Source organism: Actinomadura pelletieri DSM 43383, assembly GCF_003634705.1.
Lineage (GTDB): Bacteria > Actinomycetota > Actinomycetes > Streptosporangiales > Streptosporangiaceae > Spirillospora > Spirillospora pelletieri.
Genome location: NZ_RBWU01000003.1, coordinates 789,742 through 813,450, shown reverse-complemented (window position 1 = coordinate 813,450; position 23,709 = coordinate 789,742). Strand labels below are relative to the sequence as shown.

General features: G+C 71.7%; 22 protein-coding genes. 18 read left to right on the top strand and 4 right to left on the bottom strand.

What is annotated here, in order from left to right:
• Positions 1-676 precede the first annotated feature (676 nt).
• From BZB76_RS16930 to BZB76_RS16910, 5 genes are all read left to right on the top strand, one after another.
• Positions 677-1,753, top strand: a complete 1,077-nt coding sequence (locus BZB76_RS16930) for a sugar ABC transporter substrate-binding protein (protein ID WP_121435291.1) — start codon at positions 677-679, stop codon at positions 1,751-1,753.
• 14 nt (positions 1,754-1,767) lie between these two features.
• Positions 1,768-2,547 (top strand): ATP-binding cassette domain-containing protein, encoded by a 780-nt coding sequence (locus BZB76_RS16925; RefSeq protein WP_246006996.1) that lies wholly within the window; start codon positions 1,768-1,770, stop codon positions 2,545-2,547.
• 10 nt (positions 2,548-2,557) lie between these two features.
• Positions 2,558-3,841 carry a sugar ABC transporter permease gene (locus BZB76_RS16920; protein ID WP_246006995.1) on the top strand — a complete coding sequence of 428 codons (1,284 nt, stop codon included), beginning with the start codon at positions 2,558-2,560 and terminating at the stop codon, positions 3,839-3,841.
• A 172-nt stretch (positions 3,842-4,013) separates the two neighbouring features.
• Entirely contained in the window at positions 4,014-4,772 is a 759-nt protein-coding gene (locus BZB76_RS16915) for an ATP-binding cassette domain-containing protein (protein ID WP_121435541.1), read from the top strand.
• Entirely contained in the window at positions 4,772-5,998 is a 1,227-nt protein-coding gene (locus tag BZB76_RS16910) for an ROK family transcriptional regulator (RefSeq protein ID WP_121435289.1), read from the top strand. Before BZB76_RS16915 ends, BZB76_RS16910 begins: the two co-directional genes overlap by 1 nt.
• 12 nt (positions 5,999-6,010) lie before the next feature.
• Here BZB76_RS16910 and BZB76_RS16905 read toward each other — a convergent pair whose 3' ends face one another.
• Positions 6,011-6,283: a hypothetical protein gene (locus tag BZB76_RS16905; protein ID WP_121435288.1), complete on the bottom strand. Its 273-nt coding sequence runs from the start codon at positions 6,281-6,283 to the stop codon at positions 6,011-6,013.
• A gap of 105 nt (positions 6,284-6,388) precedes the next feature.
• On the opposite strand from BZB76_RS16905, the gene BZB76_RS16900 reads away from it, so the two are divergent.
• The gene (locus tag BZB76_RS16900; protein ID WP_121435287.1) at positions 6,389-7,090 is read left to right on the top strand and encodes an HAD family hydrolase; all 702 of its coding nucleotides are present in this window, start codon (positions 6,389-6,391) and stop codon (positions 7,088-7,090) included.
• An 11-nt stretch (positions 7,091-7,101) separates the two neighbouring features.
• On the opposite strand, the gene BZB76_RS16895 is transcribed toward BZB76_RS16900, so the two are convergent.
• The 3 genes from BZB76_RS16895 to BZB76_RS35900 all read right to left on the bottom strand — a co-directional run bounded on the left by BZB76_RS16895 (position 7,102) and on the right by BZB76_RS35900 (position 9,775).
• A complete protein-coding gene (locus BZB76_RS16895) occupies positions 7,102-8,175 on the bottom strand; it encodes a TRM11 family SAM-dependent methyltransferase (protein WP_121435286.1) in 1,074 nt (357 codons plus the stop codon).
• 203 nt (positions 8,176-8,378) lie between these two features.
• A complete protein-coding gene (locus tag BZB76_RS16890) occupies positions 8,379-8,681 on the bottom strand; it encodes a hypothetical protein (protein WP_121435285.1) in 303 nt (100 codons plus the stop codon).
• Between the two features lie 95 nt (positions 8,682-8,776).
• On the bottom strand, positions 8,777-9,775 hold the full coding sequence (locus tag BZB76_RS35900) for a ferritin-like domain-containing protein (RefSeq protein WP_246006994.1): 999 nt from the start codon (positions 9,773-9,775) through the stop codon (positions 8,777-8,779).
• 214 nt (positions 9,776-9,989) lie between these two features.
• Between BZB76_RS35900 and rimP the strand changes: the two genes are divergently transcribed.
• The 12 genes from rimP (at position 9,990) to BZB76_RS16820 (ending at position 23,646) form a co-directional block, all read left to right on the top strand.
• Positions 9,990-10,703 carry a ribosome maturation factor RimP gene (rimP, locus tag BZB76_RS16875; protein WP_121435284.1) on the top strand — a complete coding sequence of 238 codons (714 nt, stop codon included), beginning with the start codon at positions 9,990-9,992 and terminating at the stop codon, positions 10,701-10,703.
• 25 nt (positions 10,704-10,728) lie between these two features.
• On the top strand, positions 10,729-11,850 hold the full coding sequence (nusA, locus tag BZB76_RS16870) for a transcription termination factor NusA (RefSeq protein WP_246007028.1): 1,122 nt from the start codon (positions 10,729-10,731) through the stop codon (positions 11,848-11,850).
• Complete coding sequence (locus BZB76_RS16865; RefSeq protein WP_337959754.1) at positions 11,816-12,157, top strand: YlxR family protein; 342 nt, start codon at positions 11,816-11,818, stop codon at positions 12,155-12,157. The genes nusA and BZB76_RS16865 overlap by 35 nt, the downstream gene beginning before the upstream one ends.
• 109 nt (positions 12,158-12,266) lie before the next feature.
• Positions 12,267-15,299 carry a translation initiation factor IF-2 gene (gene infB, locus BZB76_RS16860; protein ID WP_121435281.1) on the top strand — a complete coding sequence of 1,011 codons (3,033 nt, stop codon included), beginning with the start codon at positions 12,267-12,269 and terminating at the stop codon, positions 15,297-15,299.
• A 315-nt stretch (positions 15,300-15,614) separates the two neighbouring features.
• The gene (locus BZB76_RS16855) at positions 15,615-15,923 is read left to right on the top strand and encodes a DUF503 domain-containing protein (protein ID WP_233525981.1); all 309 of its coding nucleotides are present in this window, start codon (positions 15,615-15,617) and stop codon (positions 15,921-15,923) included.
• 81 nt (positions 15,924-16,004) lie between these two features.
• Positions 16,005-16,544, top strand: coding sequence for a 30S ribosome-binding factor RbfA (rbfA, locus tag BZB76_RS16850; protein WP_121435280.1), 540 nt, complete (start codon positions 16,005-16,007; stop codon positions 16,542-16,544).
• Complete coding sequence (locus BZB76_RS16845; RefSeq protein ID WP_246006993.1) at positions 16,541-17,746, top strand: DHH family phosphoesterase; 1,206 nt, start codon at positions 16,541-16,543, stop codon at positions 17,744-17,746. The genes rbfA and BZB76_RS16845 overlap by 4 nt, the downstream gene beginning before the upstream one ends.
• 17 nt (positions 17,747-17,763) lie before the next feature.
• Entirely contained in the window at positions 17,764-18,636 is an 873-nt protein-coding gene (gene truB, locus BZB76_RS16840) for a tRNA pseudouridine(55) synthase TruB (protein ID WP_121435279.1), read from the top strand.
• A 130-nt stretch (positions 18,637-18,766) separates the two neighbouring features.
• Positions 18,767-19,435, top strand: coding sequence for a PAQR family membrane homeostasis protein TrhA (gene trhA, locus BZB76_RS16835; RefSeq protein WP_246006992.1), 669 nt, complete (start codon positions 18,767-18,769; stop codon positions 19,433-19,435).
• Between the two features lie 87 nt (positions 19,436-19,522).
• Positions 19,523-20,467 (top strand): bifunctional riboflavin kinase/FAD synthetase, encoded by a 945-nt coding sequence (locus BZB76_RS16830; protein WP_121435537.1) that lies wholly within the window; start codon positions 19,523-19,525, stop codon positions 20,465-20,467.
• A 211-nt stretch (positions 20,468-20,678) separates the two neighbouring features.
• Complete coding sequence (rpsO, locus tag BZB76_RS16825; protein ID WP_117399522.1) at positions 20,679-20,948, top strand: 30S ribosomal protein S15; 270 nt, start codon at positions 20,679-20,681, stop codon at positions 20,946-20,948.
• A gap of 373 nt (positions 20,949-21,321) precedes the next feature.
• Complete coding sequence (locus tag BZB76_RS16820; protein WP_121435536.1) at positions 21,322-23,646, top strand: polyribonucleotide nucleotidyltransferase; 2,325 nt, start codon at positions 21,322-21,324, stop codon at positions 23,644-23,646.
• Positions 23,647-23,709 lie beyond the last annotated feature (63 nt).

Here is a 23,709-nt window from a genome sequence, read left to right as displayed (position 1 = left end):
GCCGGCATCGCTTCGTCTCGCCTTGCGGCTCGCTGCGCGATCAGGTTCTCGCAGGCTCGAACCTGCCTTCGGACGCGATCGCAGTGGCTCAGGTCGTCACGGGGTTGCGGGGGCGGGCTGGGGTCGTTGTGTTCATTGCAGTGCACCCCTCCTTCGGGCGCTGCACGCCCTCCGTCGTCGTGAACTGCGGGCGATTGCTGGCATCGCTTCGGCTCGCCTGGCGGCTCGCTGCGCGATCGGGTTCTTGCTTCGCTTAGAGCGGCCTTCGGACGCGATCGCCCTGAGGTTGTTGCGGGTTGCGGAGGCGGGCTGGGGTCGGTTCGCCCGGATGGGCGGGGTGTTTGCCGACAGTGCGCTCCTTCTTCGGGCCTGGCGGCCCTCGATCGTCTGTACCTGGCTTTGGACGTTGTCCGGTGGCGGGTTGAGGTTGTTGTGGGGGTGATTGGTCCGGGTTGTCTGAATGTTGGGGCGGTGAACATTTGGGCAGAGGGTGGGGAGTGGGGGTGGGGGCGATGGCGTCGGGGGAGTTGGTCGTTGGGTGTGGGTGGCCGGTGTTATGTGATTGTTACTGCGTCCAACAAATTCGGGGCGTGGTGGGTCTGGTGTTGGGGGTGGGGGCGGCATAAGGTGCGGGGCACAACATTCGTTGGTGGCCCACCCAGAAAGGACCCGGGCTATGCGCAAGGGGTTCCTTGGCCTGATGGCTCTTACTGTCGCCGCGGGGCTCGTGCTCGGGGCGTGCGGGGACGATTCCGGCTCCGGTGGTGAGGCGGAGGCGGCCAAGGGCAAGGTCGGTGTGATCCTGCCTGACACGACCTCGTCCGTTCGTTACGAGAGCTTCGACCGGCCGTACTTGGAGCAGGCGTTCAAGGCGGCGGGCGTCGAGTACGACATCCAGAACGCCGAGGGGTCGGCGCAGCGGTTCCAGACGATCGCCGACCAGATGCTCACCAGCGGGGTCACCGTCCTGGTCGTGGACGGTCTGGACTCCAACTCCGCCGCCGCCGTCCAGCGCAAGGCGCAGGCGCAGGGCGTCAAGACCATCGACTACGACCGGCTCACCCTGGGCGGTGTCGCCGACTACTACGTGTCGTTCGACAACGTGAAGGTCGGGGAGGAGCTCGGCAGGGGACTGCGGAAGTGCCTGGGCGCTGAGAAGTCGAACATCGTGTACCTGAACGGGGCGCCCACGGACAACAACGCGACCTTGTTCTCCCAGGGGGCGCACAGCGTCCTCGACAAGGAGGCCGGGTACACGAAGGTGGCCGAGCAGGCCGTGCCGGAGTGGAAGGCCGAGCGGGCCGCCACGATCTTCGAGCAGATGTGGACCGGGCAGCAGGGCCGCATCGACGGTGTGGTCGCCGCAAACGACGCGCTCGGCAACGCGGTCGTGTCGATCCTCAAGAAGAACAAGCAGGCCGGTGAGGTCGCCGTGACCGGGCAGGACGCGACCCTCCAGGGCCTGCAGAACATCCTGGACGGCAACCAGTGCATGACCGTGTACAAGCCCGTCAAGCAGGAGGCCGACGCCGCCGCCCGGCTCGCCGTGTCCCTGATCAAGGGGGAGAAGGGCGTGACCAACGGCACCGTGCATGACCCCACCGGGAAGCGGGACGTCCCGTCGGTGCTGCTGACCCCGATCCCTGTCTACAAGGACGGCGTCAAGCGCGTCGTCGACGACGGGTTCGTCAAGAAGGCGGACCTGTGCAAGGGCGCGTACGCCGCCAAATGCAAGGACGCGGGCGTCCAGTAGCCGGGAGGAGACACGTGGCGGACAACCCCGTCCTCCGAGTGACCGGGCTCAACAAGAGCTTCGGCGCCGTCCATGTGCTGCACGACGTGGACTTCACGGTGCGGCTCGGTGAGGTCATGGCCCTCGTCGGCGACAACGGCGCGGGCAAGTCGACGTTGATCAAGTGCATCGCCGGGACCCATCCCTTCGACTCCGGACGGATCGAGTTCGACGGACGGCAGGTGTCCGTCGACGGGCCGCGCGTCGCGTCCGCGCTCGGCATCGAGGTCGTCTACCAGGACCTCGCGCTCGCCGACAACCTCGACATCGTGCAGAACATGTTCCTCGGCAGGGAGCGCCGCAGAGGGCTCGTGCTGGACGAGCCGTCGATGGAGCAGGCGGCCAGGGAGACCCTCGCGCGGCTGTCGATCCGCACCGTCAAGTCCGTGCGGCAGCAGGTGGCGAGCCTGTCGGGCGGGCAGCGGCAGACCGTCGCGATCGCGAAGGCCGCGCTGTGGGAGTCGAAGGTCGTGATCCTGGACGAGCCCACCGCCGCGCTCGGCGTCGCCCAGACCCAACAGGTCCTCAACCTCGTCCGGCGGCTCGCCGACACCGGGCACGCGGTCGTGCTCATCTCCCACAACCTGAACGACGTGTTCGCGGTGGCCGACCGCATCACCGCGCTGTACCTCGGCCGGGTCGCGGCGGACGTCGCCCGCTCCGAGGTCACCCACGGCCAGATCGTGGAACTCATCACCTCCGGCCGCTCCGGCGACCTCGGCCTCGCGCCGCGGACCGCCGCCGAGAACATCTGAGGGGGAACAGGTGTCCACCGACATCCCGGGCGGTGAGAAGACCGCCATGACGCTGGCGGAGTCGGACTTCGCGGCCGACCGGCGCGTCCACGACATGGGCTCCGCGCTGCGGGACTACCGGGACCGGATCAGGGCGGGCGAACTCGGCGCGCTGCCCGCCGTTCTCGGCCTGATCTCCCTGGTCGTCCTGTTCACCGCGCTGAAGCCCGACACGTTCCTCAGCAAGGGGAACATGGCGAACCTGTCCGTGCAGGCGCTGCCCATCACGATCCTCGCGATGGGGCTGGTGTTCGTCCTGCTGCTCGGGGAGATCGACCTGTCGGCGGGTGTGGCGAGCGGGCTGTGCGCGGCCGTCCTCGCGAAACTCATCACCGACGCCGGGCAGCCCTGGTACGTCGCGGTCCTCAGCGCCGTCGCGATCGGCATCGTCATCGGGACCACCATCGGTTGGCTCGTGTCCGTGCTGCGCATCCCGTCGTTCGTCGTCACGCTGGCGTTCTTCCTCGGGTTGCAGGGGGTGACGCTCCGGCTGATCGGCGAGGGCGGCACCGTCGCCGTCCGCGATGACGTGATCGTGGCGCTGTCCAACAAAAACATGCCGATCTGGCTCGGTTGGACGCTCGCCGCCGCGTGCGTCGCCGGATACACCGTGACGCAGCTGGTTCGGTGGCGGCGCCGGCACGTCCGCGACCTGCACTCCAAGCCGATCGGGTTCGTCCTCGCGCAGTGCGCCGTCGTCGCGGCGGCCCTGCTGGTCGGCACCTATGTGCTCAGCCTGGACCGGGCGCCGAGCCCGCTGATCACGCTCGGCGGCATCCCGTGGGGCGTGCCGCTGGTCGGCGTCCTGCTGATCGTCTGCACATTCGTGCTCGGCCGCACCGCCTACGGGCGGCACATCTACGCGGTCGGCGGCAACGCCGAGGCCGCCCGCCGCGCCGGGATCAACGTCGCCCGCATCCGGATCTCCGTCTTCATGATCGGTTCCGGGTTGGCCGCGGTCAGCGGGATCGTCGCCGCGTCCCGGCTGAACTCCGTCGCCACCGACGCGGGCGGCGGGAACACCCTGCTGTACGCGGTCGGCGCCGCCGTCATCGGCGGGACGAGCCTGTTCGGCGGACGCGGCAAGGCCCGCGACGCCGTCCTCGGCGGGCTCGTCATCGCGCTCATCGACAACGGGCTCGGACTGCTCGGCACCAGCGCCTACCTCAGCTACCTGATCACCGGCCTGGTGCTGCTGCTCGCCGCCGCCATCGACGCCCTGGCCAGGCGACGCCGGTCGAACGTGGGGAGATGAGCCCGTGAACGCGACCGGGGGCGCGGGGGAGCCGATGGCCCGGACCATCGGCTCCCCCGCCCGGCCCCCCGGCCCGACCGGCGGTGCCGGGCCGCCGAACGCTGCTGGTACGCTCGCGGATCACGGCCGCCTGGCGCGCGGCGGCGGTGTGGCACGGTGGGAGCCCCTCGGCATGTCAGTGACGCCAGCACTGGATCTGCGCGGCATCGACAAGAGCTTCGGTTCCGTGAAGGTCCTGCACGACGTCGACTTCCGCGCCTACCCGGGCGAGGTCACCGCGCTCGTCGGCGACAACGGCGCCGGAAAGACCACCCTGGTGAGATGCATCGGCGGCATCCACCCGTTCGACGCGGGCGAGTACCGCTTCGAGGGCATTCCCGTCCGGGTCGGCGGCCCCCGGGACGCCGGCCGGCTCGGCATCGAGATCGTCCACCAGGACCTCGCGCTCTGCGACAACCTCGACATCGTGCAGAACCTCTTCCTCGGACGGGAACAGAGCCGCGGCCTCGCGCTCGACGAGGACACGATGGAGGAGATGGCGCGTACCACGTTGTCCCGGCTCTCCGTGCGCGCGATCGGGTCGGTCCGGCAGCGGGTCTCGACGCTGTCCGGCGGGCAGCGGCAGACCGTCGCGATCGCCCGCGCCGTCCTGCGGGACAGCAAGGTCGTGATCCTGGACGAGCCCGCCGCCGCGCTCGGCGTCGCCCAGACCCAGCAGGTGCTGGAGATCGTCCGGCGGCTCGCCGACCGGGGCCTGGCCGTCGTGCTGATCTCCCACAACATGAACGACGTGTTCGCGGTCTCCGACCGGATCGCCGCGCTGTACCTCGGCCGGATGGTCGCCCAGGTCAGGACCTCGGACGTCACGCACCGGGAGGTCGTGGAACTGATCACCTCGGGGACGGGCGGCGCGCCGGGGCCACGCCGATGATGAAGGCCGGCCCGTCGCAGGAGGACATCCGGCGGCACAACCTCGGGACGCTGCTGCGCTTCGTGCATCTGCGCGGGCCCGCGTCCCGGGCCACGCTCGCCGAGTCACTCGGCCTCAACCGCAGCACGATCATGGCGTTGACGGCCGACCTCACCGCCGCCGGGCTCGTCCGCGAGGAGCTGCCCCGCGGGCCCGGACGCCGCGCCGGACGGCCCTCGCTCGTCGTCCGACCCGAGTCCACCCGCGTGTACGTGCTGGCGTTCGAGGTCGGCGTCGACCGGATCGCCGTGGCCCGCGTCGGGCTCGGTGGCGTCGTCCTGGATCGCCGCGAGGGCGTCAGGGCCCGCGACGCCGACCCCGGCGACCTGCTCGGCGTCCTCGCCGCGGGCGCCCGCTCCCTCGTCCGCAAGGCGGGCCGGGACGCGGTGTGCGTGGGCGCCGCCGTCGGGTTCCCCGGCGTCGTCCGCCGCTCCGACGGCGCCATCATGGTCGGCCCCAACCTCGACGTCGGCGACCCGCGGCTCGGCGACGCCCTGGCCCGGCGGCTCGGCCTCGGCATCCCCGTCTCCGTCTGCAACGACGCGAACCTCGGCGCGCTCGCCGAACACGAGCGCGGCGTCGGCGTCGGCTACGACAACCTCATCTACCTGCACGGCGACGTCGGTGTCGGCGGCGGCATCATCGCGCACGGGCGGCTGCTCGGCGGCGAGGAGGGCTACGGCGGCGAGATCGGCCACATGATCGTCAACCCGGGCGGGCGGCCCTGCGCCTGCGGCTCGCGGGGCTGTCTGGAGGCCGAGGTGGGGGAGCGGACACTGCTCGCCTACGCCGGCCGCGAGGAGATCCCCGGGCAGCCGGGCCGCGACGCCGTCCGCGACGTGGTCGTGTCCGCCGACGCCGGTGACATCGACGCGCGCGACGCGCTCCACCGCGTCGGCAACTGGCTCGGCCTCGGCGTCGCCAACCTCGTCAACGTCTTCAATCCCGGCCTCGTCGTCTTCGGCGGAACGCTCCGCGACATCTATCTCGGCGCCGCCGCGCAGGTCCGCAGCGTCCTCGCGACCGGCGCGCTCGCGGCGCCCCGCGAGAAGGTCAAGCTCCGCACCGCCGCGCTCGGCGACGACACCACCCTCGTCGGCGCCGCCGAGTTCGCGTTCGCCGACGTCCTGGCCGACCCGGTCCAGGTCCTCGCCCGGTTGAAGGCGCCCGAGGACAGTCCCGTCTGAGGCCGATTCCGGTCAGGGCCTTCGGGTCGGGTTCACCGCGTCGGACTCCGCGGGGGTGTCCGGGCGGGGTCGTTCCTCTTCGTCCTCCCGGGCCGTCTGCCGTTCGTAGTCGGTGATGCCGAGCCCGTCCCTGCTCTGGTCGGGCTCCTCCCGGACGAGTTCCTCGGCCGGCGGATCCGTCACGTACTCCTCCGTCAGACGGATCTGCTCGTCCTGCGTGTTGTCGCCCATGTCGTCGATGTCGTCGTGGAAGTCCCTGTCCTCACCGGGCTCGCGCGCCCTCATGACTCCTCCCGGATTGTTGTGGTTTGCACTGATCGAACCGATATCCCCGCTGACCGGTCGCCTACTCCCGGTGGCGCCTTCCGGATCAGGAATTACGATCCGGTCATGGGCGTACAAGCTGTGATCTTCGACTGGGGCGGCACGCTGACCCCCTGGCACGACATCGAACTGGCCGACATGTGGCGCACGATCTGCACCGCCCACCTCCCCCCGGACGACGTCGAGCGGGCCGCCGCCGCGCTCGCCGCCGCCGAACTCGACCTGTGGCGACGCGGTGACGAGGAGCACCGCAGCGCCACCCTCGCCGAACTCTTCGAGATCGCCGGGATCGAGCCCACCGAGGAGCTCCTCGCCACCCACTTCGAGACATGGACACCGCACACCCACACCGACCCGGCCGTTCCCGACCTGTTCCACGCGCTCCGCGACCGCGACATCAGGATCGGGGTTCTGTCCAACACCATCTGGTCACGTGACCTGCACGAACGCATCTTCGCCCGTGACGACGTCCTGCACCTGCTCGACGGCGCCGTCTACTCCAGCGAGATCCCCTGGACCAAGCCGCACGCCGAGGCGTTCCGCGCGGCCATGGACGCCGTCGGCGTCACCGACCCCGCGTCCTGCGTCTTCGTCGGCGACCGCCCCTACGACGACATCCACGGCGCCAAGTCCGCAGGGCTGCGCGCCGTCCAGATCCGGCACCAGACCACCCACGCCTTCGAACGTCCCGGCCTCACGCCCCCCGACGCCCTCATCCACGACCTGACCGAACTGCTCCCGCACGTCGAACGCTGGCACGCTCCATGACCGGGTGACGGTCAGGGCTTGCGGGCGGTGACGAGGTCGCGGGTGATGGCCTGGTCCACGCGGTGGCGGAAGCCCCGGTGGGCCTCGGAGTCCTGGACGACCAGTCCGTTGGACGCCAGGATCCCCGCGATCTCGTCACGACCGCCCACGAACGTGTTCCAGGAGATGCCGACGGCACCGCCGCGACGAAGGAGGCGCACCCACTCGGGGACGGCCGCGGTCAGCAGCTCGACGGGGCTGCGCGACAGATGCGGCTTACCCTTGCGACCTTTGTCGCCCTGGGAGCCGGGCCGCCCGCCCCTGGGGCGACTGCCGTGCTGGACGCCGTACGGCGCGTCGGTCACGATCATGTCGAACGAGGCGGGCCTGAAGAACTTGGCGGCGTCGAGGGAGTCGGCGTTCACCACGGTGATCTCCATGGTCTCGCCGCTCTTGTACCGCTCCTTGGACGCCCCGTACGTCACGTGCAGGCGGCGCCCCAGCACGGACCTCTCCCGGCGGATGTTGGTGATCTCGGCCTGGTGCTTGACCCGGTTGTTGCGCAGCCAGGTCTTGATGAAGGCCGCGTAGGCGTCGAAGTCCTTGCCGTCGATGTCGATCCCGGCGGCGTCGAACCCGTACATCATGGCCTGGTTCAGGGTCGTCCCACGTCCGCACATCGGGTCGAGGACGCGCGGACGGCCGGTGACCAGATCCATCGGGGAGTCCATCGCCATCGCGGTGACGTTCAACAGCAGCTTGGTGAAGTACTCGTTCGTCTTGCCGGCGTACTTCTGGATGGTGAGCAGGTCGCTGCCGAACAGGTCGAGGGGCCGGAGCGTGACCGGCCGGAGAAGGTCACCCTCGATCCGGAAGAGCGCGTACAACGACGACAGGTTCGACAGGAGCCGGACGTCCTGCTCCGACAGATCGCCCGAGAACGTGACGTACGGGACGCCACCGATCTCGGTCTCCTGGATGTCGTGGACCCGCCCGTCCAGGGCCCGCTCGCCGAACACCTCCAGCTCCGCCTTCACCAGGCCGGCCGCCGCCTGCGCGTAGACCCGGTTGTGCGAGGGAGAAACGAGGAGTCCGTACGCGGTCATCCGCTTGACCCTACAGCCCTCGACACAAGGCGCTCCCATGGAACCGCTGTTCCGGCACGGCGCGGGTGGCGGCGTCACCGCTTAGCGCGGCGACGGCCTGGACGAACGGCTGCCACCCACGCTCGCCACGCCCCGCAGGTCCAGTTCCGTTACGTCCACCAGCCCCTCAACACACCGTTGAGGCGCGGGCGGCGGCCCGCCGGTCAGGCCGCTCGGGCCGGGCGCTCCTCGGCGGCGGCGGGCAGGGCCCGCTGCGGGGCCGGACGTTCCGGGGTGTCCGGAGCCTCCAGGGCCGGCAGATCAGGAAGGTGCCGCGCGGCGGCGTTCAGCAACTCGGCGACCCGGCTCTTCAGGCTGGCGAGGTCGGCCCGCGCCACATCGGCCTGCGCCTGCGCCCTGCGCGCCTGCCGACGCGCGGCGTCGCGCTCGGCGGCGAGACGCGTCAGCTGCTCGTGGTAGGCGGCCCGCAGTTCGTCGAGAGCGCTGCCGTGCGGTGTGGTGGTCATGCTGTCCGTACTCCTCCCCCGAGTCGTCCTTTCGGTGGTCCCTGACAAAGGATCAACGCGACATGACGGACGCTTCGTTCCCCGCGTGCGGAAGATCACTCACCCGGTTGTGGGCGAGGGGACACCGCCGTCGCGGGCAGCCCGGGGAACGCGTTCCGCGGCGCGGGCTCGTTCGCCCGCACCCGCCAGGCCGCCGCCCGCGCCATGGCACGGCGCGCGCCGTCGGCGGCGAAGGCGCGCAGCTCGGGGGACGAGGCGCCGGCGAGACCGACGTAGACGGGGACCAGATCCTCCTCCAGCACCGCGGCGAGCCGGGCGGCGGCCCTGGGCGAGGTGACCGGGAACGGCAGCCGGTAGGCGGGCGCGGCCGCGACCGGCGCCACCGGCAGGGCCGAGACCAACTCGTCCCGCCGGGCCCGATGCGCGTTCCAGACGGCCTTCGCCGTCTCGCGCGGCGCGCCGCCCAGCCGGGCGCCGAGCACCCCGTACCCGTACACGGTCGCGTGCTCGGCGGCCAGCACCCGCTGGACCGCCTCCGTGTCGGCCTTCGACCGGACGGGCGGAACCTGGTCCCGCACGGCCCGCCGCACCACCATCGCGTGGCCCGCCTCGCAGGCGCCGATGCTCGCCAACAGTTGCGCCAGGCCCGGCGCCGCCTTCGCGGCGGCGGCCGCGCGTTCCCGGGCAGCCCGGTCCTCCGCGTCGCGCAACGCCGCGAGCGCCGCACCGCCGCCGGGGACCGGAAGGACGCTCGGGGACGGGATCGCCCCGCCCTCGTCGGCACGGTCGCCCGACCCGGGCACATAGTGCCGCCTCAGGACGGCGAGATGCTCCCGGTGCCGCGCGAGGACGGGTTCGAGCCGTCCGGCCAGGGAGGGGTTCGCCGCCCGCGCCGCCGCATACGTGGCGACCAGGTTCTGCTCGGACGCGATCGCCGCGACCAGCGTCGGCACGTCCTGGCGCGGAGCCTCCGCCCGCGCCGCGCAGCCCGCCGCCCACGGCAGGACGAGCGCGCCCCCGCCGAGCACGACGCCCCGGCCGAGCAGCGCGCGGCGCGACACGGTCTCCGGCGGGCTCGGCATGGCCTCTGGCAAAGGGGTCTCCTCACCGGACGATGGGGGTTGCGGCGGCCCGCTCGCGGCCCGTGTCCCCGGACACGATCGTCGGGCCCGCCCAAGCATTCCACACTCGCCGCGCCGGTGAGCCGTCCGAAAATCCGCCGCGGTCTCCGGCTGTCGATAGTCTTGAGGGTGTCAACGGACGAGCGGCGACACCGCGACCGCAGGCGACACAACACGAGGAGGGCCCATGAGCGTCGAGTCCCGCGGCGGCCGCGCTCAAGGGAGGCGCGGCCAGGGCGGGCGCGGTGACGTGCCCTCGCGTCCGGCGCGCCAGACGCGGACCGCCACCGCCGCCGAACTGACCCGGCTGCTCGCGCCCGCGGTGGACGAGGCCGGCTTCGACCTCGAGGAGGTCGATGTGCGGCCCGCCGGCAGGCGCCGCCTCGTGCGGGTGGTCGTGGACGCCGACGGCGGCGTCGACCTCGACGACATCGCCACGATCAGCGAGACGGCCTCCGAACTCCTCGACACCACCGAGGTCATGGGGACCGCCCCGTACGTGCTGGAGGTGACCTCCCCGGGCGTCGACCGCCCCCTCACCGAGCCGCGGCACTGGCGCCGTGCCGTCGGCCGGCTGGTCGTCGTCCCGCTGGCCGAGGGAGGCCAGATCGAGGGCCGGGTGGTCGCGGCCGACGACGAGACCGTCGAGATCGACGTCGTCCAGAAGCGCCGGGGCAAGGGAGCCGGTGGCGGGGGCGGCGGGTCCGCGGGGTCGCGGCCCGCGTCGAAGGGCGCCGCGAAAGGCGCCTCGAAGGGCGCCGCGAAGGGCACGGGGCCCGAGACGGTGCGGCGCCGGTTCGGCCTCGGCGAGCTGGGGCGCGGCCGCGTGCAGGTGGAGTTCAAGCCCGCTCCGTCCGAACGCGGGGCCGACGATACGCGTTCTCCGGCTGAGCCGGACTAGAGGGGGGAACCTCGTGGACATCGACATGACCGCCCTGCGGGGCCTGGAGAGCGAGAAGGACATCTCGCTCGACGTGGCCGTCAAGGCCATCGAAGACGCACTTCTGATCGCCTACCACCGCACGGAGGGCGCGGCGCCCAAGGCGCGCGTCGAACTGGACCGCCAGAGCGGCCACGTCACCGTGTGGGCCACCGAGACCGACGACGAGGGCAACCCCGTCGGCGAGTACGACGACACCCCGACCGGGTTCGGCCGCATCGCGGCGACCACCGCCAAGCAGGTCATCCTGCAGCGCCTCAGGGACGCCGAGGACGAGCTGACGTTCGGCGAGTACGCCGGGCGCGAGGGCGACATCGTCTCCGGCATCATCCAGCAGGGCAAGGATCCGCGGAACGTGCTGGTCGACCTCGGCAAGATCGAGGCCGTGCTGCCGCCGCAGGAGCAGGTGCCCGGTGAGAACTACGACCACGGCGAACGGCTGCGCGCCTATGTGGTGCAGGTCCGCAAGGGCCACCGCGGGCCGTCGATCCAGCTGTCGCGCACGCACCCGAACCTCGTGCGGAAACTGTTCGCGCTGGAGGTCCCGGAGATCGCGGACGGCACGGTGGAGATCGCGGCGATCGCCCGTGAGGCCGGCCACCGCACCAAGATCGCGGTGCGCTCCCGCAAGTCGGGGGTGAACGCCAAGGGGGCCTGTATCGGTCCGCTCGGCAGCCGGGTCCGCAACGTGATGGCCGAACTGCACGGCGAGAAGATCGACATCGTGGACTGGTCCGAGGAGCCCGCGGACTTCGTCAAGAACGCGCTGTCGCCCGCGAAGGCCTCCCATGTGGAGGTGGTCGACGCCGACGCCCGGGTCGCCCGGGTCGTGGTGCCCGACTACCAACTGTCGCTCGCGATCGGCAAGGAAGGCCAGAACGCGCGGCTGGCGGCCCGGCTCACCGGCTGGCGGATCGACATCCGGTCCGACACCGACACCACCGCCGCCACGGACACCACGGACACCGCCGGAGGCACCGGGACGGCCGGCACCGAGTCCGAACGGACGACGCCGAAGACGGCCGAGCCGGGTGAAACCGGATCTTCTTCGCGATCTTCTACACCGGGGGCGCATGCGACAGGTCCCGCCGACGCGTCGGCACGGTAGACTCATGACACGTGGCCGAGAGGTCCCTGTCCGCACGTGTGTGGGATGTCGGGTTCGCTCGGTCAAGTCCGACTTGCTGCGCCTGGTGGTGGTCGAGGGCGTTATCGTTCCCGACCCGTGTGGGCGGCTGCCGGGACGGGGTGCGTATCTGCACCCCGATCTGGCGTGTCTCGAGCTCGCAGAGCGGCGTCGGGCGTTCCCGAGGGCGTTCCGCGTGCCGGGGCCGCTCGACGGCGGCGCCCTGCGGGAGCGGCTTGCGGCACCCGCCGCGCGGCAGCAGGATGGCCGAATGGTAAGCGACGTCTAGTCGGAAGCAGGTCGAGATTGCTATGAGCGCTCGATGAGCACGCCGCGATGAGTACGGCAAGTTAGCGACGGTCCGGAGGCCGCACCCCCGGACCGAGTTAGGGAGTGCAGTGGCGAAGGTCCGGGTGTACGAACTCGCCAAGGAGTTCGGTGTCGAGAGCAAGGTCGTCATGGCCAAGCTCCAGGAAATGGGCGAGTTCGTAAGGTCGGCGTCCTCCACGATCGAGGCGCCGGTCGTACGTAGGCTGACAGAAGCCTTCTCAAATTCGTCTTCCTCCTCCAAGCAGGGGGAGAAGCGGGTCGCGCCGAAGCGTCCTTCGGCTCCGCGGCCCGCCGCGCCGCGTCCGGGACCTCCCGGCGGCGCCCCAGATTCTCAGGGCGGACGCAGGCAGGGGCAGGGGCAGGGGCCGCGTCCCGGTCCCGCCGCGCCGCGTCCCGCCGCGCCCAAGCCGGGCCCCGGCGGCCCGGCCGGTCCGGCTGGACCGGCCGGGCCAGGTGGCGCGGGCGGCCCCGGCGGCGGTCCGAAGCCGGGCCCGCCCCGGCCGGTCCCCCCGGCGCCGAGCCAGCCGGTGAGCGCGCCCGCGGCGCAGGGCCCGAGCGCCCCGCCCGCGGCCGGTCCCGGCGGCGCCGGCCCCGGTGGCCGCGCGCCCGCGGGCCCGAAGCCGGGTCCCCGCGCGCCCAAGCCGGGCCCGCGTCCCGGCCCGCGCCAGGGCGGCGGAGGCGGCCGTGGAGGGGGCGCTCCGCGTCCCGGTAACAACCCGTTCAGCTCGAACGCCAGCGGCATGGGCCAGGCGCCCAAGCCCGGCCCGCGTCCCGGGCCCCGCCAGGGCGGCGACCGCCCCGGCGGCGGCGCCGGTGGAGCGGGTCCGCGTCCCGGGCCGAGGCCCGGCGGTCCCGCCGGTGCCGGCGGCCCGCGGCCGAGTCCCGGAAGCATGCCGCCCCGTCCGGGCGGCGGCCCGCGTCCCAGCCCGATGAACATGCCGTCCTCGCGGCCGTCCGGCGCTCCCGGGCGCGGCGGTCCCGGCGGAGGCGGCGGCGGTCGTGGTCCCGGCGGCGGTGGCCGCGGTCCGGGCGGCGGCGGTCGCGGTCCCGGCGGTGGCGGCGGCGGTCGTCCCGGCGGCTTCGGCGGCCCGCGCACGGCCGGTGGTGGCGGCGGTGGCCGTCCCGGCGGCTTCGGCGGTCCCCGTCCCGGTGGCGGCGGTCGCGGACGCGGCGGCACCCAGGGCGCCTTCGGCCGTCCCGGCGGACGTCCCCAGCGTGGCCGCAAGTCCAAGCGGGCGCGCCGTCAGGAGTTCGAGAGCATGCAGGCGCCCGCCGCCGGTGGCGTCTCGGCTCCGCGCGGCAACGGCAAGACCATCCGGTTGCCGCAGGGCGCGACCCTGACCGACTTCGCCGAGAAGATCGGCGCCAACCCGGCGTCGCTCGTCGCGATCATGATGCATCTCGGCAAGATGGTCACCGCGACCCAGTCCGTCGACCCCGACGACCTGATGGCGCTCGGGCTCGAACTGGACTTCGACGTCCAGGTCGTCAGCCCCGAGGACGAGGACCGCGCGCTGCTCGAGTCGTTCGACATCGAGTACGGCGAGGACGAGGGCGGCGAGGAGCTCCTCCAGTCGCGCCCGCCGGTGGTCACCGTCATGGGTCACGTCGACCACGGCAAGACCAAGCTGCTGGACGCCGTCCGGCAGGCCAACGTGCAGGCGGGCGAGGCCGGCGGCATCACCCAGCACATCGGCGCCTACCAGGTCGAGACCGAGGTCGACGGCGAGGAGCGCCGGATCACCTTCATCGACACCCCGGGTCACGAGGCGTTCACCGCCATGCGCGCCCGTGGTGCCGACACCACCGACCTGGTGGTGCTGGTGGTCGCCGCGGACGACGGCGTCAAGCCGCAGACCACCGAGGCGATCGACCACGCCACCGCGGCCGGGGTCCCGATCGTCGTCGCGGTCAACAAGATCGACGTCGAGGGCGCCGACCCGAACAAGGTGCGCGCGCAGCTCACCGAGTACGGGCTGGTCGCCGAGGAGTTCGGCGGCCAGACCCAGTTCGTCGACGTGTCGGCCAAGCAGGGCCTCAACATCGACGGGCTGCTGGAGGCGATCATCCTGACCGCCGACGCCGAGCTCGACCTGAAGGCCAACCCCGACATGCCCGCCCAGGGCTCGGCCATCGAGGCCCACCTGGACAAGGGCCGGGGCGCCGTGGCGACCGTGCTGGTGCAGCGCGGCACGCTGCGGGTCGGCGACTCGATCGTCTGCGGCGTGGCCAACGGTCGCGTCCGGGCGATGCTCGACGAGAACTTCGAACCGGTCGAGGAGGCGGGCCCGTCCCGTCCGGTGCAGGTGCTCGGCCTCGCCGCCGTGCCCGGCGCGGGCGACAACTTCCTGGTCGTCGACGACGACCGGGTCGCCCGGCAGATCGCCGACAAGCGGGTCGCGCGCAAGCGCAACGCCGAACTGCTCAAGAGCCGCAAGAGCAGCTCCCTCGAAGAGCTGTTCAAGGACCTGGAGCGGGGCGACCGGCAGGAGCTGCTGCTCATCCTCAAGGGCGACGTGTCCGGTTCCGTCGAGGCGCTGGAGGACTCCCTCCTCAAGATCGACGTGGGCGAGGAGGTCAACCTGCGGATCATCCGTCGCGGTGTCGGCGCGATCACGCAGGACGACGTGAACCTGTCGCTGGCGTCCGAGGGCGCGGTCATCATCGGCTTCAACGTGCGGCCGGAGCGCAACGCGCAGGAGCTGGCCGACCGCGAGGGCGTCGACATCCGGTACTACTCGATCATCTACCAGGCGATCGAGGAGATCGAGGCGGCCCTCAAGGGCATGCTCAAGCCGGAGTTCGAGGAGGTCCAGCTCGGCACCGCCGAGATCCGGGAGATCTTCCGGGTGCCGCGGATCGGCAACGTCGCGGGCTCGATGGTCACCTCCGGCGTCATCCAGCGCAACGCCAAGGCCCGGCTCGTCCGCGACGGCGTCGTGGTCGCCGACAACCTCACGGTGACGTCGCTGCGCCGCTTCAAGGACGACGCGACCGAGGTCCGCGAGGGCTTCGAGTGCGGTATCGGCGTGGGCTACAACGACGTCAAGCTCGGCGACGTCATCGAGTGTTTCGAGATGCGGGAGAAGCCCCGCGACTGACGGGAGTTCGCCGCATCGCCTCGATCCGGCCGGGAAGGCCCGCCCTCGGCGGTCCCTTCCCGGCCGGACGACGCGGTCTCGTGACGGTCGCGGCCCGCGACTCGGGGAACCCGGGCCGGGGCGGTCGGAGCGCGGAACGCCGCCGCGTCCCGCTCTCCACGGCTTTCGGCGGTGTGATCGTTTAAACGGGTGACACGGCGCCAGGTGGATCTTCTAGCCTGGCGTCTGTCATGTCCGGTCCGTCCCTGAATCGGGGGTGGCCGGCCGGGAACACGGCGGGTGACCACCGCCGTTCCATCTTCTGAGAATCCCGAGGTGATCGACCAGGTGTATGTGGGTGCGCTGACGCTCGACCTGCTGCTGGGGGACGTCCGGTCGCTGAAACAGAAGCGGTCCGTCCTGCGGCCCGTCATCGCCGAGGTGCGCAAGCACTTCCCGGCCGTGGCGGTCGCCGAGACCGGCGACAACGACCTGCACCGCAGGGCGGAGATCGGGGTGGCGGTGGTCTCGGGCACCGCCGCGAACTGCACCCAGGTGCTCGACCGGTGCGAACGGCTCGTGGCCGGTCGACCGGAGATCGAGCTGCTGTCCGCGCGGCGGCGGCTCTTCAACGACGACGACTGAGCGGCCCCGGACGGGAGCGCCGGGCGGGAGGCGTCGACAGACCACGGACGGGTCGTGAGACCACAGAAAGGGAGTGCGATCATGGTGGACGCAGCTCGGGCGCGTAAGCTCGCCGACCGCATCCAGCAGATCGTGGCCGAGATGCTGGAGAGGCGGATCAAGGATCCGCGGCTCGGCTTCGTGACCGTGACGGACACCCGCATCACCAACGACCTGCGTGACGCGACCGTGTACTACACGGTGTACGGGTCCGACGGCGAACGCGCCGAGACGGCCGCCGCGCTGGAGAGCGCCAAGGGCGTCATCCGGTCGGAGGTGGGCAGGAAGACGGGAGTCCGCCACACGCCCAGCATCACCTTCGTCATGGACTCGCTGATGGAGAACGTGGCGCACATCGACGACCTGCTGGCCCAGGCCCGCGCGAAGGACGCGGAGGTGGCCAGGAGCGCGCAGAACGCGTCCCCGGCCGGTGACGCGAACCCGTACCGCGTGGTCGACGAGGACGAGGACGAGGACGAGGACGAGGACGACGTCGAGGACGAGGACGAGGACCTCGACGAGGACGACCGGGACGCCGCGGGGGACGGTGAGGACGGCCGTTCGGGACGCCCGTCGCCGTGAGCGCCCCCGAGGGGCGTGCGGACGCACCGCGCGCCGGCTGGAACGGACATCGCCTCCCGCGCGACGCGGGCGGGCATTCCGCGAACGGCCATGACGCCGGGCCCCGCGCCGGTGGCCCGTCCCCGGCCGTCGAGCCGCCCGCGCCGGTGGAGCAACCGGCACCGCTGGAGCAGCCGGCGCCGGGCGTGCCCGGCGGGGGCACCAGGGCCGTCAAGGAGCTGGAGTGGGACCGGGCCGTCCAGCTGATCGACGCCGCGGGGGAGGTGTGGCTCGCCTGCCACGTCGCCCCGGACGGTGACGCGCTCGGTTCGATGCTGGCGCTCGCGCGGGCCCTGCGCGCGCTGGGCAAACGTTGCCTGGCGTCGTTCGGGGAGCCGTTCACCGTGCCCGCGATCCTCCGGTTCCTGCCGGGGCAGGAGATGCTGGTCGAGCCCACCCGGGTGCCCGAGGCCCCGCAGCTCATGATCTCGCTGGACGCGGCCGGACGGTCACGGCTCGGCGCGCTCGCCGGGCCCGCGGGCCGGGCCGGCGCCCTGATCGTGATCGACCATCACGCGTCCAACATCGGGTTCGGCGGCGTGCGGATCGTCGACCCGGACGCGGCCGCCACGGCCGTGCTGGTCGAGGAGCTGATCCGCAGGCTCGGCGTCCCCTTGGACCGGGACATGGCGCAGGGCCTGTACGCGGGGCTGGCGAGCGACACCGGCTCGTTCAAGTACCCGTGCACGACACCCGAGGTGCACGACCTGGCGGGACGGCTGCTCACGGCGGGAGTCCGGCCCGAGGCGGTCAGCAGGGAACTGTGGGACCGCGCCCCGTTCGGCTACCTTCAGGTTCTCGCGGGCGCGCTGGCGAGGGCCAGGCTGGAACGCGACGCCGCCGGTGGCCGCGGGCTGGTGTGGACGACCGTGGCGCGGTCCGACCGGGTCGCCCGCGACGTCGAGTACGACCAGCTCGAGGGCGTCATCGACCAGCTCAGACGCACCGACGAGGCGGAGGTCGCGGTCGTGTGCAAGGAGAACGACCGGGGCGAGTGGTACGTGTCGACCCGGTCGAAGGGCTCGGTCGACGTCGGCCGCGCCTGTGTCGAGCTCGGCGGCGGTGGGCACCGCACCGCGGCCGCGTTCACCATGGGCGGCGAGCCCGCCTCGATCATCGACCGGTTGCGCGCCGCGCTGCGCGTGCCCGGCGACCTGGACTGAAATCAATCGGAGCGGGTGTGGAGAACTCGGGACTCGTCATCGTGGACAAGCCGTCCGGCTGGACGTCCCACGACGTGGTCGGCAGGATGCGGCGGCTGGCGAAGACCCGCCGGGTCGGGCACGCGGGCACGCTCGACCCGATGGCGACGGGTGTCCTCGTCCTCGGGATCGGCAAGGCCACGCGTCTCCTCGGGCATCTCGCGCTGACGGAGAAGGGCTATGACGCCACGATCCGGCTCGGCGTGTCGACCAACACCGACGACGCCGAGGGCGAGGTCACCGCGACGGCGTCCGCCGCGTCCGTCACCGACGAGGCGCTCGAGGCCGGGATCGCGGCGCTGACCGGGCCGATCCAGCAGGTCCCGCCGCAGGTCAGCGCGATCAAGGTGAACGGTGAGCGGGCCTACCGGATGGCCCGCAAGGGCGAGGAGGTCGAACTCGCCGCTCGGCCGGTGACCGTGCACGACTTCACCGTCCTTGACGTCCGGCGCGACGGCGAGGTGATCGACGTGGACGCCTCCATCGGCTGCTCGTCCGGCACCTACATCAGGGCCCTGGCCCGCGATCTCGGCGCGTCCCTCGGCTGCGGCGCCCATCTCACCGCGCTGCGCCGCACCCGCGTCGGCCCCTACGACCTGGGCATGGCCCGGACGCTCGACCGGCTCGCCGAAGAACTGGAGATCCTCCCGATGGGCGAGGCGGTCGCCGCGGCGTTCCCGCGCCGGGACGTCTCGGCCGACGACGCCCGCAAGGTCGCCCACGGCGGGCGCCTCCCCGCGGCGGGACTGGGCCCGGGACCCGTCGGGGTCTTCGCGCCCGACGGTGCCCTGCTGGCGCTCGTCGAGGAGCGCGGCGCCGTCGCCCGTCCCCTCGCCGTGTTCACCTCCTGATCGCCTACCGATCACCCACGGGGGCCTGGACGAACCTGTCCACCGGTGGCCATCATCACCGGAGAAACCGGTGCGTTCCAACCTACGGTCACGTAACCTACTAGTGCGTAGGCTTTGTGAGGAGGTGCCCGTGACCACCGTGAAGCACGACGCCCCGGTGGCGTCCCCGACCCGTCCCCGGCTGCGCGGGTGGCTGCACATCGGCGCGTTCCCCGCGGTGCTCGTCGCCGGACTCGTGCTGGTCGCGCTCGGCCCGAGCGTGCAGGCGCGGCTCGCGTCGGCGGTGTACGTGGCGACGTCGGCGATGCTGTTCGGAATCTCGGGGACCTACCACCGCCAGACCTCACACCGGCTGCTGGAGGTCCTGCGCCGCTTCGACCACGCCAACATCTACCTGATCATCGCGGGGACGTACACGCCCTTCGCCGTCCTCGCGCTGGACGGAGGCGTCCGGCTCACCGTCCTGATCACCGTGTGGACGGGCGCCGTCCTCGGCGTCGTGTTCCGGACGGTCTGGATCGGCGCGCCGCGCGCCCTCTACGTCACGCTCTACATCGTGCTCGGCTGGGTCGCGGTGTTCTTCATGCCGCAACTCCTGTCCGGCGCGGGCGTCGCCGCCTGTGTCATGGTCGCGGCCGGTGGCATCTGCTACAGCGTCGGGGGAGTGGTGTACGGGTTGCGCCGCCCGGACCCGTCACCGCGCTGGTTCGGTTACCACGAGGTCTTCCACGCCTGCACGCTCGCCGCCTACATCCTGCAGTACATCGCCGTGTCGTTCGTGGTGTACCAGTCGGGGTGAACCCGGGTGCCGCCCCACCCGCCCGCGCATGGCACTCTTAGGACGGCAGCAAGAACGGGCAGGCACGTCCTACGCAGGGAGTGAATGGTGCGGCGCTGGAATGGCCTCGACGAGGTTCCCGCAGACTGGGGCCGTTCTGTCATCACGATCGGGGTGTTCGACGGTGTGCACCGCGGCCACCAGCGGATCGTCGCATCCGCCGCGGAGGAGGCGCGCCGCCGTGGCCAGCGGTCCGTGGTGATCACGTTCGACCCGCATCCGGACGAGGTCGTCCGGCCCGGCACGCATCCGCCGGTCCTCGCCACCACCCGCCGCCGGATCCAACTGCTCGAGGGGCTCGGCACCGACGCCGTGGTCGTCGTGCCGTTCACGCTGGAGCTGTCGAAGATGGCGCCGGACGAGTTCGTCCAGTCGGTCCTGGTCGACCGGCTGCACGCGGCGCACGTCGTCGTCGGCGAGGACTTCCGGTTCGGGCACAAGGCCAAGGGCGATGTGGCGCTGCTGCGGGAACTCGGCGCGAAGTACGACTTCACCGCCGAGGGCGTGCCGCTGGTCGCGAACGGCGACACGATCTCGTCCAGCTACATCCGCGGGCGGCTCGACGCGGGCGACGTCGAGACCGCGGCGCGGGCGCTCGGCCGTCCGCACCGCGTCGAGGGCGTCGTCGTGCGGGGTCACATGCGCGGCCGCGCGCTCGGCTTCCCCACGGCCAACCTGGAGACGCCGCCGCACACGGCGATCCCCGCGGACGGGGTGTACGCGGGCCGGCTGGTCTGCGACTCGGGCCGCTATCCCGACTTCAGCTGGCCCGCCGCGATCTCCATCGGAACGAACCCGACGTTCGAGGGCACGGGCGAGCGGACCGTCGAGGCGTACGCGCTGGACCGTGACGACCTCGACCTTTACGGCGAGCACATGGCCGTCGACTTCGTCGCGCGGATCCGGGACACGCTCAAGTTCGAGTCGGTCGAGGCGCTGATCGAGGAGATGCACCGGGACGTGGCCCGTGCCCGGGAGATCACCTCCGCTTAGATTTCGGCGGAATGCGTACCCTGCGACAACGTGGCTTTCCTCTTCGTGACCGAGGGCCTTTCCGACATGGTACGGTGAATAGTCGCCGGGAAGAGTTCCGGCGCGGCTGGCTGCACCCTCATGCGGCCCGCCAATCTCTTCACGCACCAAGCGGACCGGCCCGCTCGACGGGTTTCGGATCTGCGGGTGACGATCGCATCGAAGGAGCCACGTGTCGCTCGACACCGCCACCAAGAACAAGATCATCTCGGAGTACGCGACCACTGAGGGTGACACCGGATCCCCGGAGGTCCAGGTCGCGCTGCTCACGCGTCGGATCAACGATCTGACCGAGCACCTCAAGGAGCACAAGCACGACCACCACAGCCGCCGCGGCCTTCTGCTGCTGGTCGGCCGTCGTCGCCGCCTCCTGAAGTACCTCGCCAACAAGGACATCAACCGTTACCGGCAGCTGATCGAGCGACTCGGTCTGCGCCGCTAGGACGGTGAGGGAGTGGCCCGCCGGGCCACTCCCTTCCTTTATGGCCCGCCGTGGGCCGAGCGCCCATGGCCGGACGGGGTGAGCGACGCGCCGTCCGAGACGCGCCGGGTCCTGCTGGACGGGCCGCCACCGGCGCACCGGCCGTCCGACCGCCCCGGCAGGCGCGGACGAGCCGTACAACTGTAGACAAGCCTCGCGGACACCGCTGGTGCGGGCCGGTCCTCGGTAGTGGCTTCCGGATCCGTTCCGCCGCATCGGCGGACATCTCGATCCGGGCGCTTCGATCGAAGACCGGCAGCGTGAAACCACGGGAAACGGCCGCGAGGACCGATATGGAACCCTGAGGAGGTTTCCCGTGACAGAAGCCGTGCGCATCGACGGCGCCCACAGCACCGAGGCCGTCATCGACAACGGCGACTTCGGCACCCGCACCATTCGCTTCGAGACGGGCCGGCTGGCCCGCCAGGCCGCCGGCTCCGCCGTCGCCTATCTCGACGACGAGACGATGGTGCTGTCGGCGACCACCGCGTCGAAGAAGCCGAAGGAGAATCTCGACTTCTTCCCGCTGACCGTGGACGTCGAGGAGCGGATGTACGCGGCCGGGCGCATCCCCGGCTCGTTCTTCCGCCGGGAGGGTCGTCCGTCCGAGGACGCGATCCTGACCTGTCGCCTGATCGACCGGCCGCTGCGCCCGTCGTTCGTCAAGGGCCTGCGCAACGAGATCCAGGTCGTTGAGACGATCATGGCGTTGCATCCCGACCACCTGTACGACGTCGTCGCGATCAACGCGGCCTCGATGTCCACGCAGCTGGCCGGCCTGCCGTTCTCCGGCCCGATCGGCGGCGTCCGCGTCGCGCTGATCGAGGGCCGCTGGATCGGCTTCCCGACCCACCCCGAGCTGGAGAACGCCACCTTCGACATGGTGGTCGCCGGACGCGTCCTGGAGGACGGCGACGTCGCGATCATGATGGTGGAGGCCGAGTCCACCCGCGACACCCTCAAGCTCGTCGGCGAGGGCGCCACCGCCCCCACCGAGGAGACCGTCGCCGAGGGCCTGGAGGCGGCCAAGCCGTTCATCAAGGCCCTCTGCCAGGCGCAGAGCGAACTCGCCGCCGTCGCCGCCAAGGAGACCGCCGAGTACCCGATCTTCCTGGACTACCAGGACGACGTGTACTCCGCCGTCTCCGACGCCGCCACCGAGGACCTCACGCAGGCCCTCACGATCGTCGGCAAGCAGGAGCGCGAGACCCGGCTGGACGAGATCAAGGCGGCCGTCGCGGAGAAGCTCGCCGAGACCTTCGAGGGCCGCGAGAAGGAGATCTCCGCCGCGTACCGCGCCGTGACCAAGAAGCTCGTCCGCGAGCGGGTCGCCCGCGACGGGCTGCGCATCGACGGCCGCGGCCCGAAGGACATCCGGCAGCTCACCGCCGAGGCGCACGTCGTCCCGCGGGTGCACGGGTCGGCGCTGTTCGAGCGCGGTGAGACGCAGATCCTCGGCGTGACCACGCTGAACATGCTCCGCATGGAGCAGATGATCGACACGCTCAACCCCGAGCGCACCAAGCGGTACATGCACAACTACAACTTCCCGCCGTACTCCACCGGTGAGACCGGCCGCGTCGGGTCGCCGAAGCGTCGCGAGATCGGACACGGCGCCCTCGCCGAGCGCGCCCTGATCCCGGTGCTGCCGAGCCGCGAGGAGTTCCCGTACGCGATCCGGCAGGTGTCGGAGGCGCTCGGGTCGAACGGCTCCACGTCGATGGGCTCGGTGTGCGCGTCCACCATGTCGCTGCTGGACGCGGGCGTCCCGCTCAAGCAGATGGTGGCGGGCATCGCCATGGGCCTCATCAACGAGGGTGACGAGTACGTCACGCTGACCGACATCCTCGGCGCCGAGGACGCCTTCGGCGACATGGACTTCAAGGTCGCCGGCACCCGTGACGTGATCACCGCGCTCCAGCTCGACACCAAGCTCGACGGCATTCCCGCCTCCGTGCTGGCCGCCGCGCTGAAGCAGGCCAAGGGCGCCCGCCTCGCGATCCTCGACGTCATGCAGGAGGCCATCGAGGCGCCCGCCGAGATGAGCCCGAACGCGCCGCGGATCATCACCATCAAGGTCCCGGTCGACAAGATCGGCGAGGTCATCGGCCCCAAGGGCAAGATGATCAACTCGATCCAGGACGACACCGGCGCCGACATCACGATCGAGGACGACGGCACGATCTACGTCGGCGCCACCGACGGCCCGTCCGCCGAGGCGGCCCGGCAGGCGATCAACTCGATCGCGAACCCGCACATGCCGGAGGTCGGCGAGCGGTTCCTCGGCACCGTCGTCAAGACCACCACGTTCGGCGCGTTCGTGTCGCTGCTGCCCGGCAAGGACGGCCTGCTGCACGTCTCGCAGATCCGCAAGCTGCACGGCGGCGCCCGGATCGAGAACGTCGAGGACGTGATGGGCGTCGGCGAGAAGATCCAGGTGGAGGTCACCGAGATCGACCAGCGCGGCAAGCTGTCGCTGGTGCCGGTCGAGGTGATCGAACGTGAGGGCGCGGACAAGGCCGACTCCGGCGAGGGCGACGCCCCCGCCGCCGAGGCCTCCGGTGAGCGCCGGGAACGCCGCGACGACGACGGCGAGCGCCGCCCGCGCCGCCGCCGCACCCGCCGTGGCGGCGACGACGCAGGCCAGCGCAACTCCTGACCCCGGCCGATGACCGACCGGCCGTCCCCGCGCGGGACGGCTGGTCGGCCGCATCTGGAAATG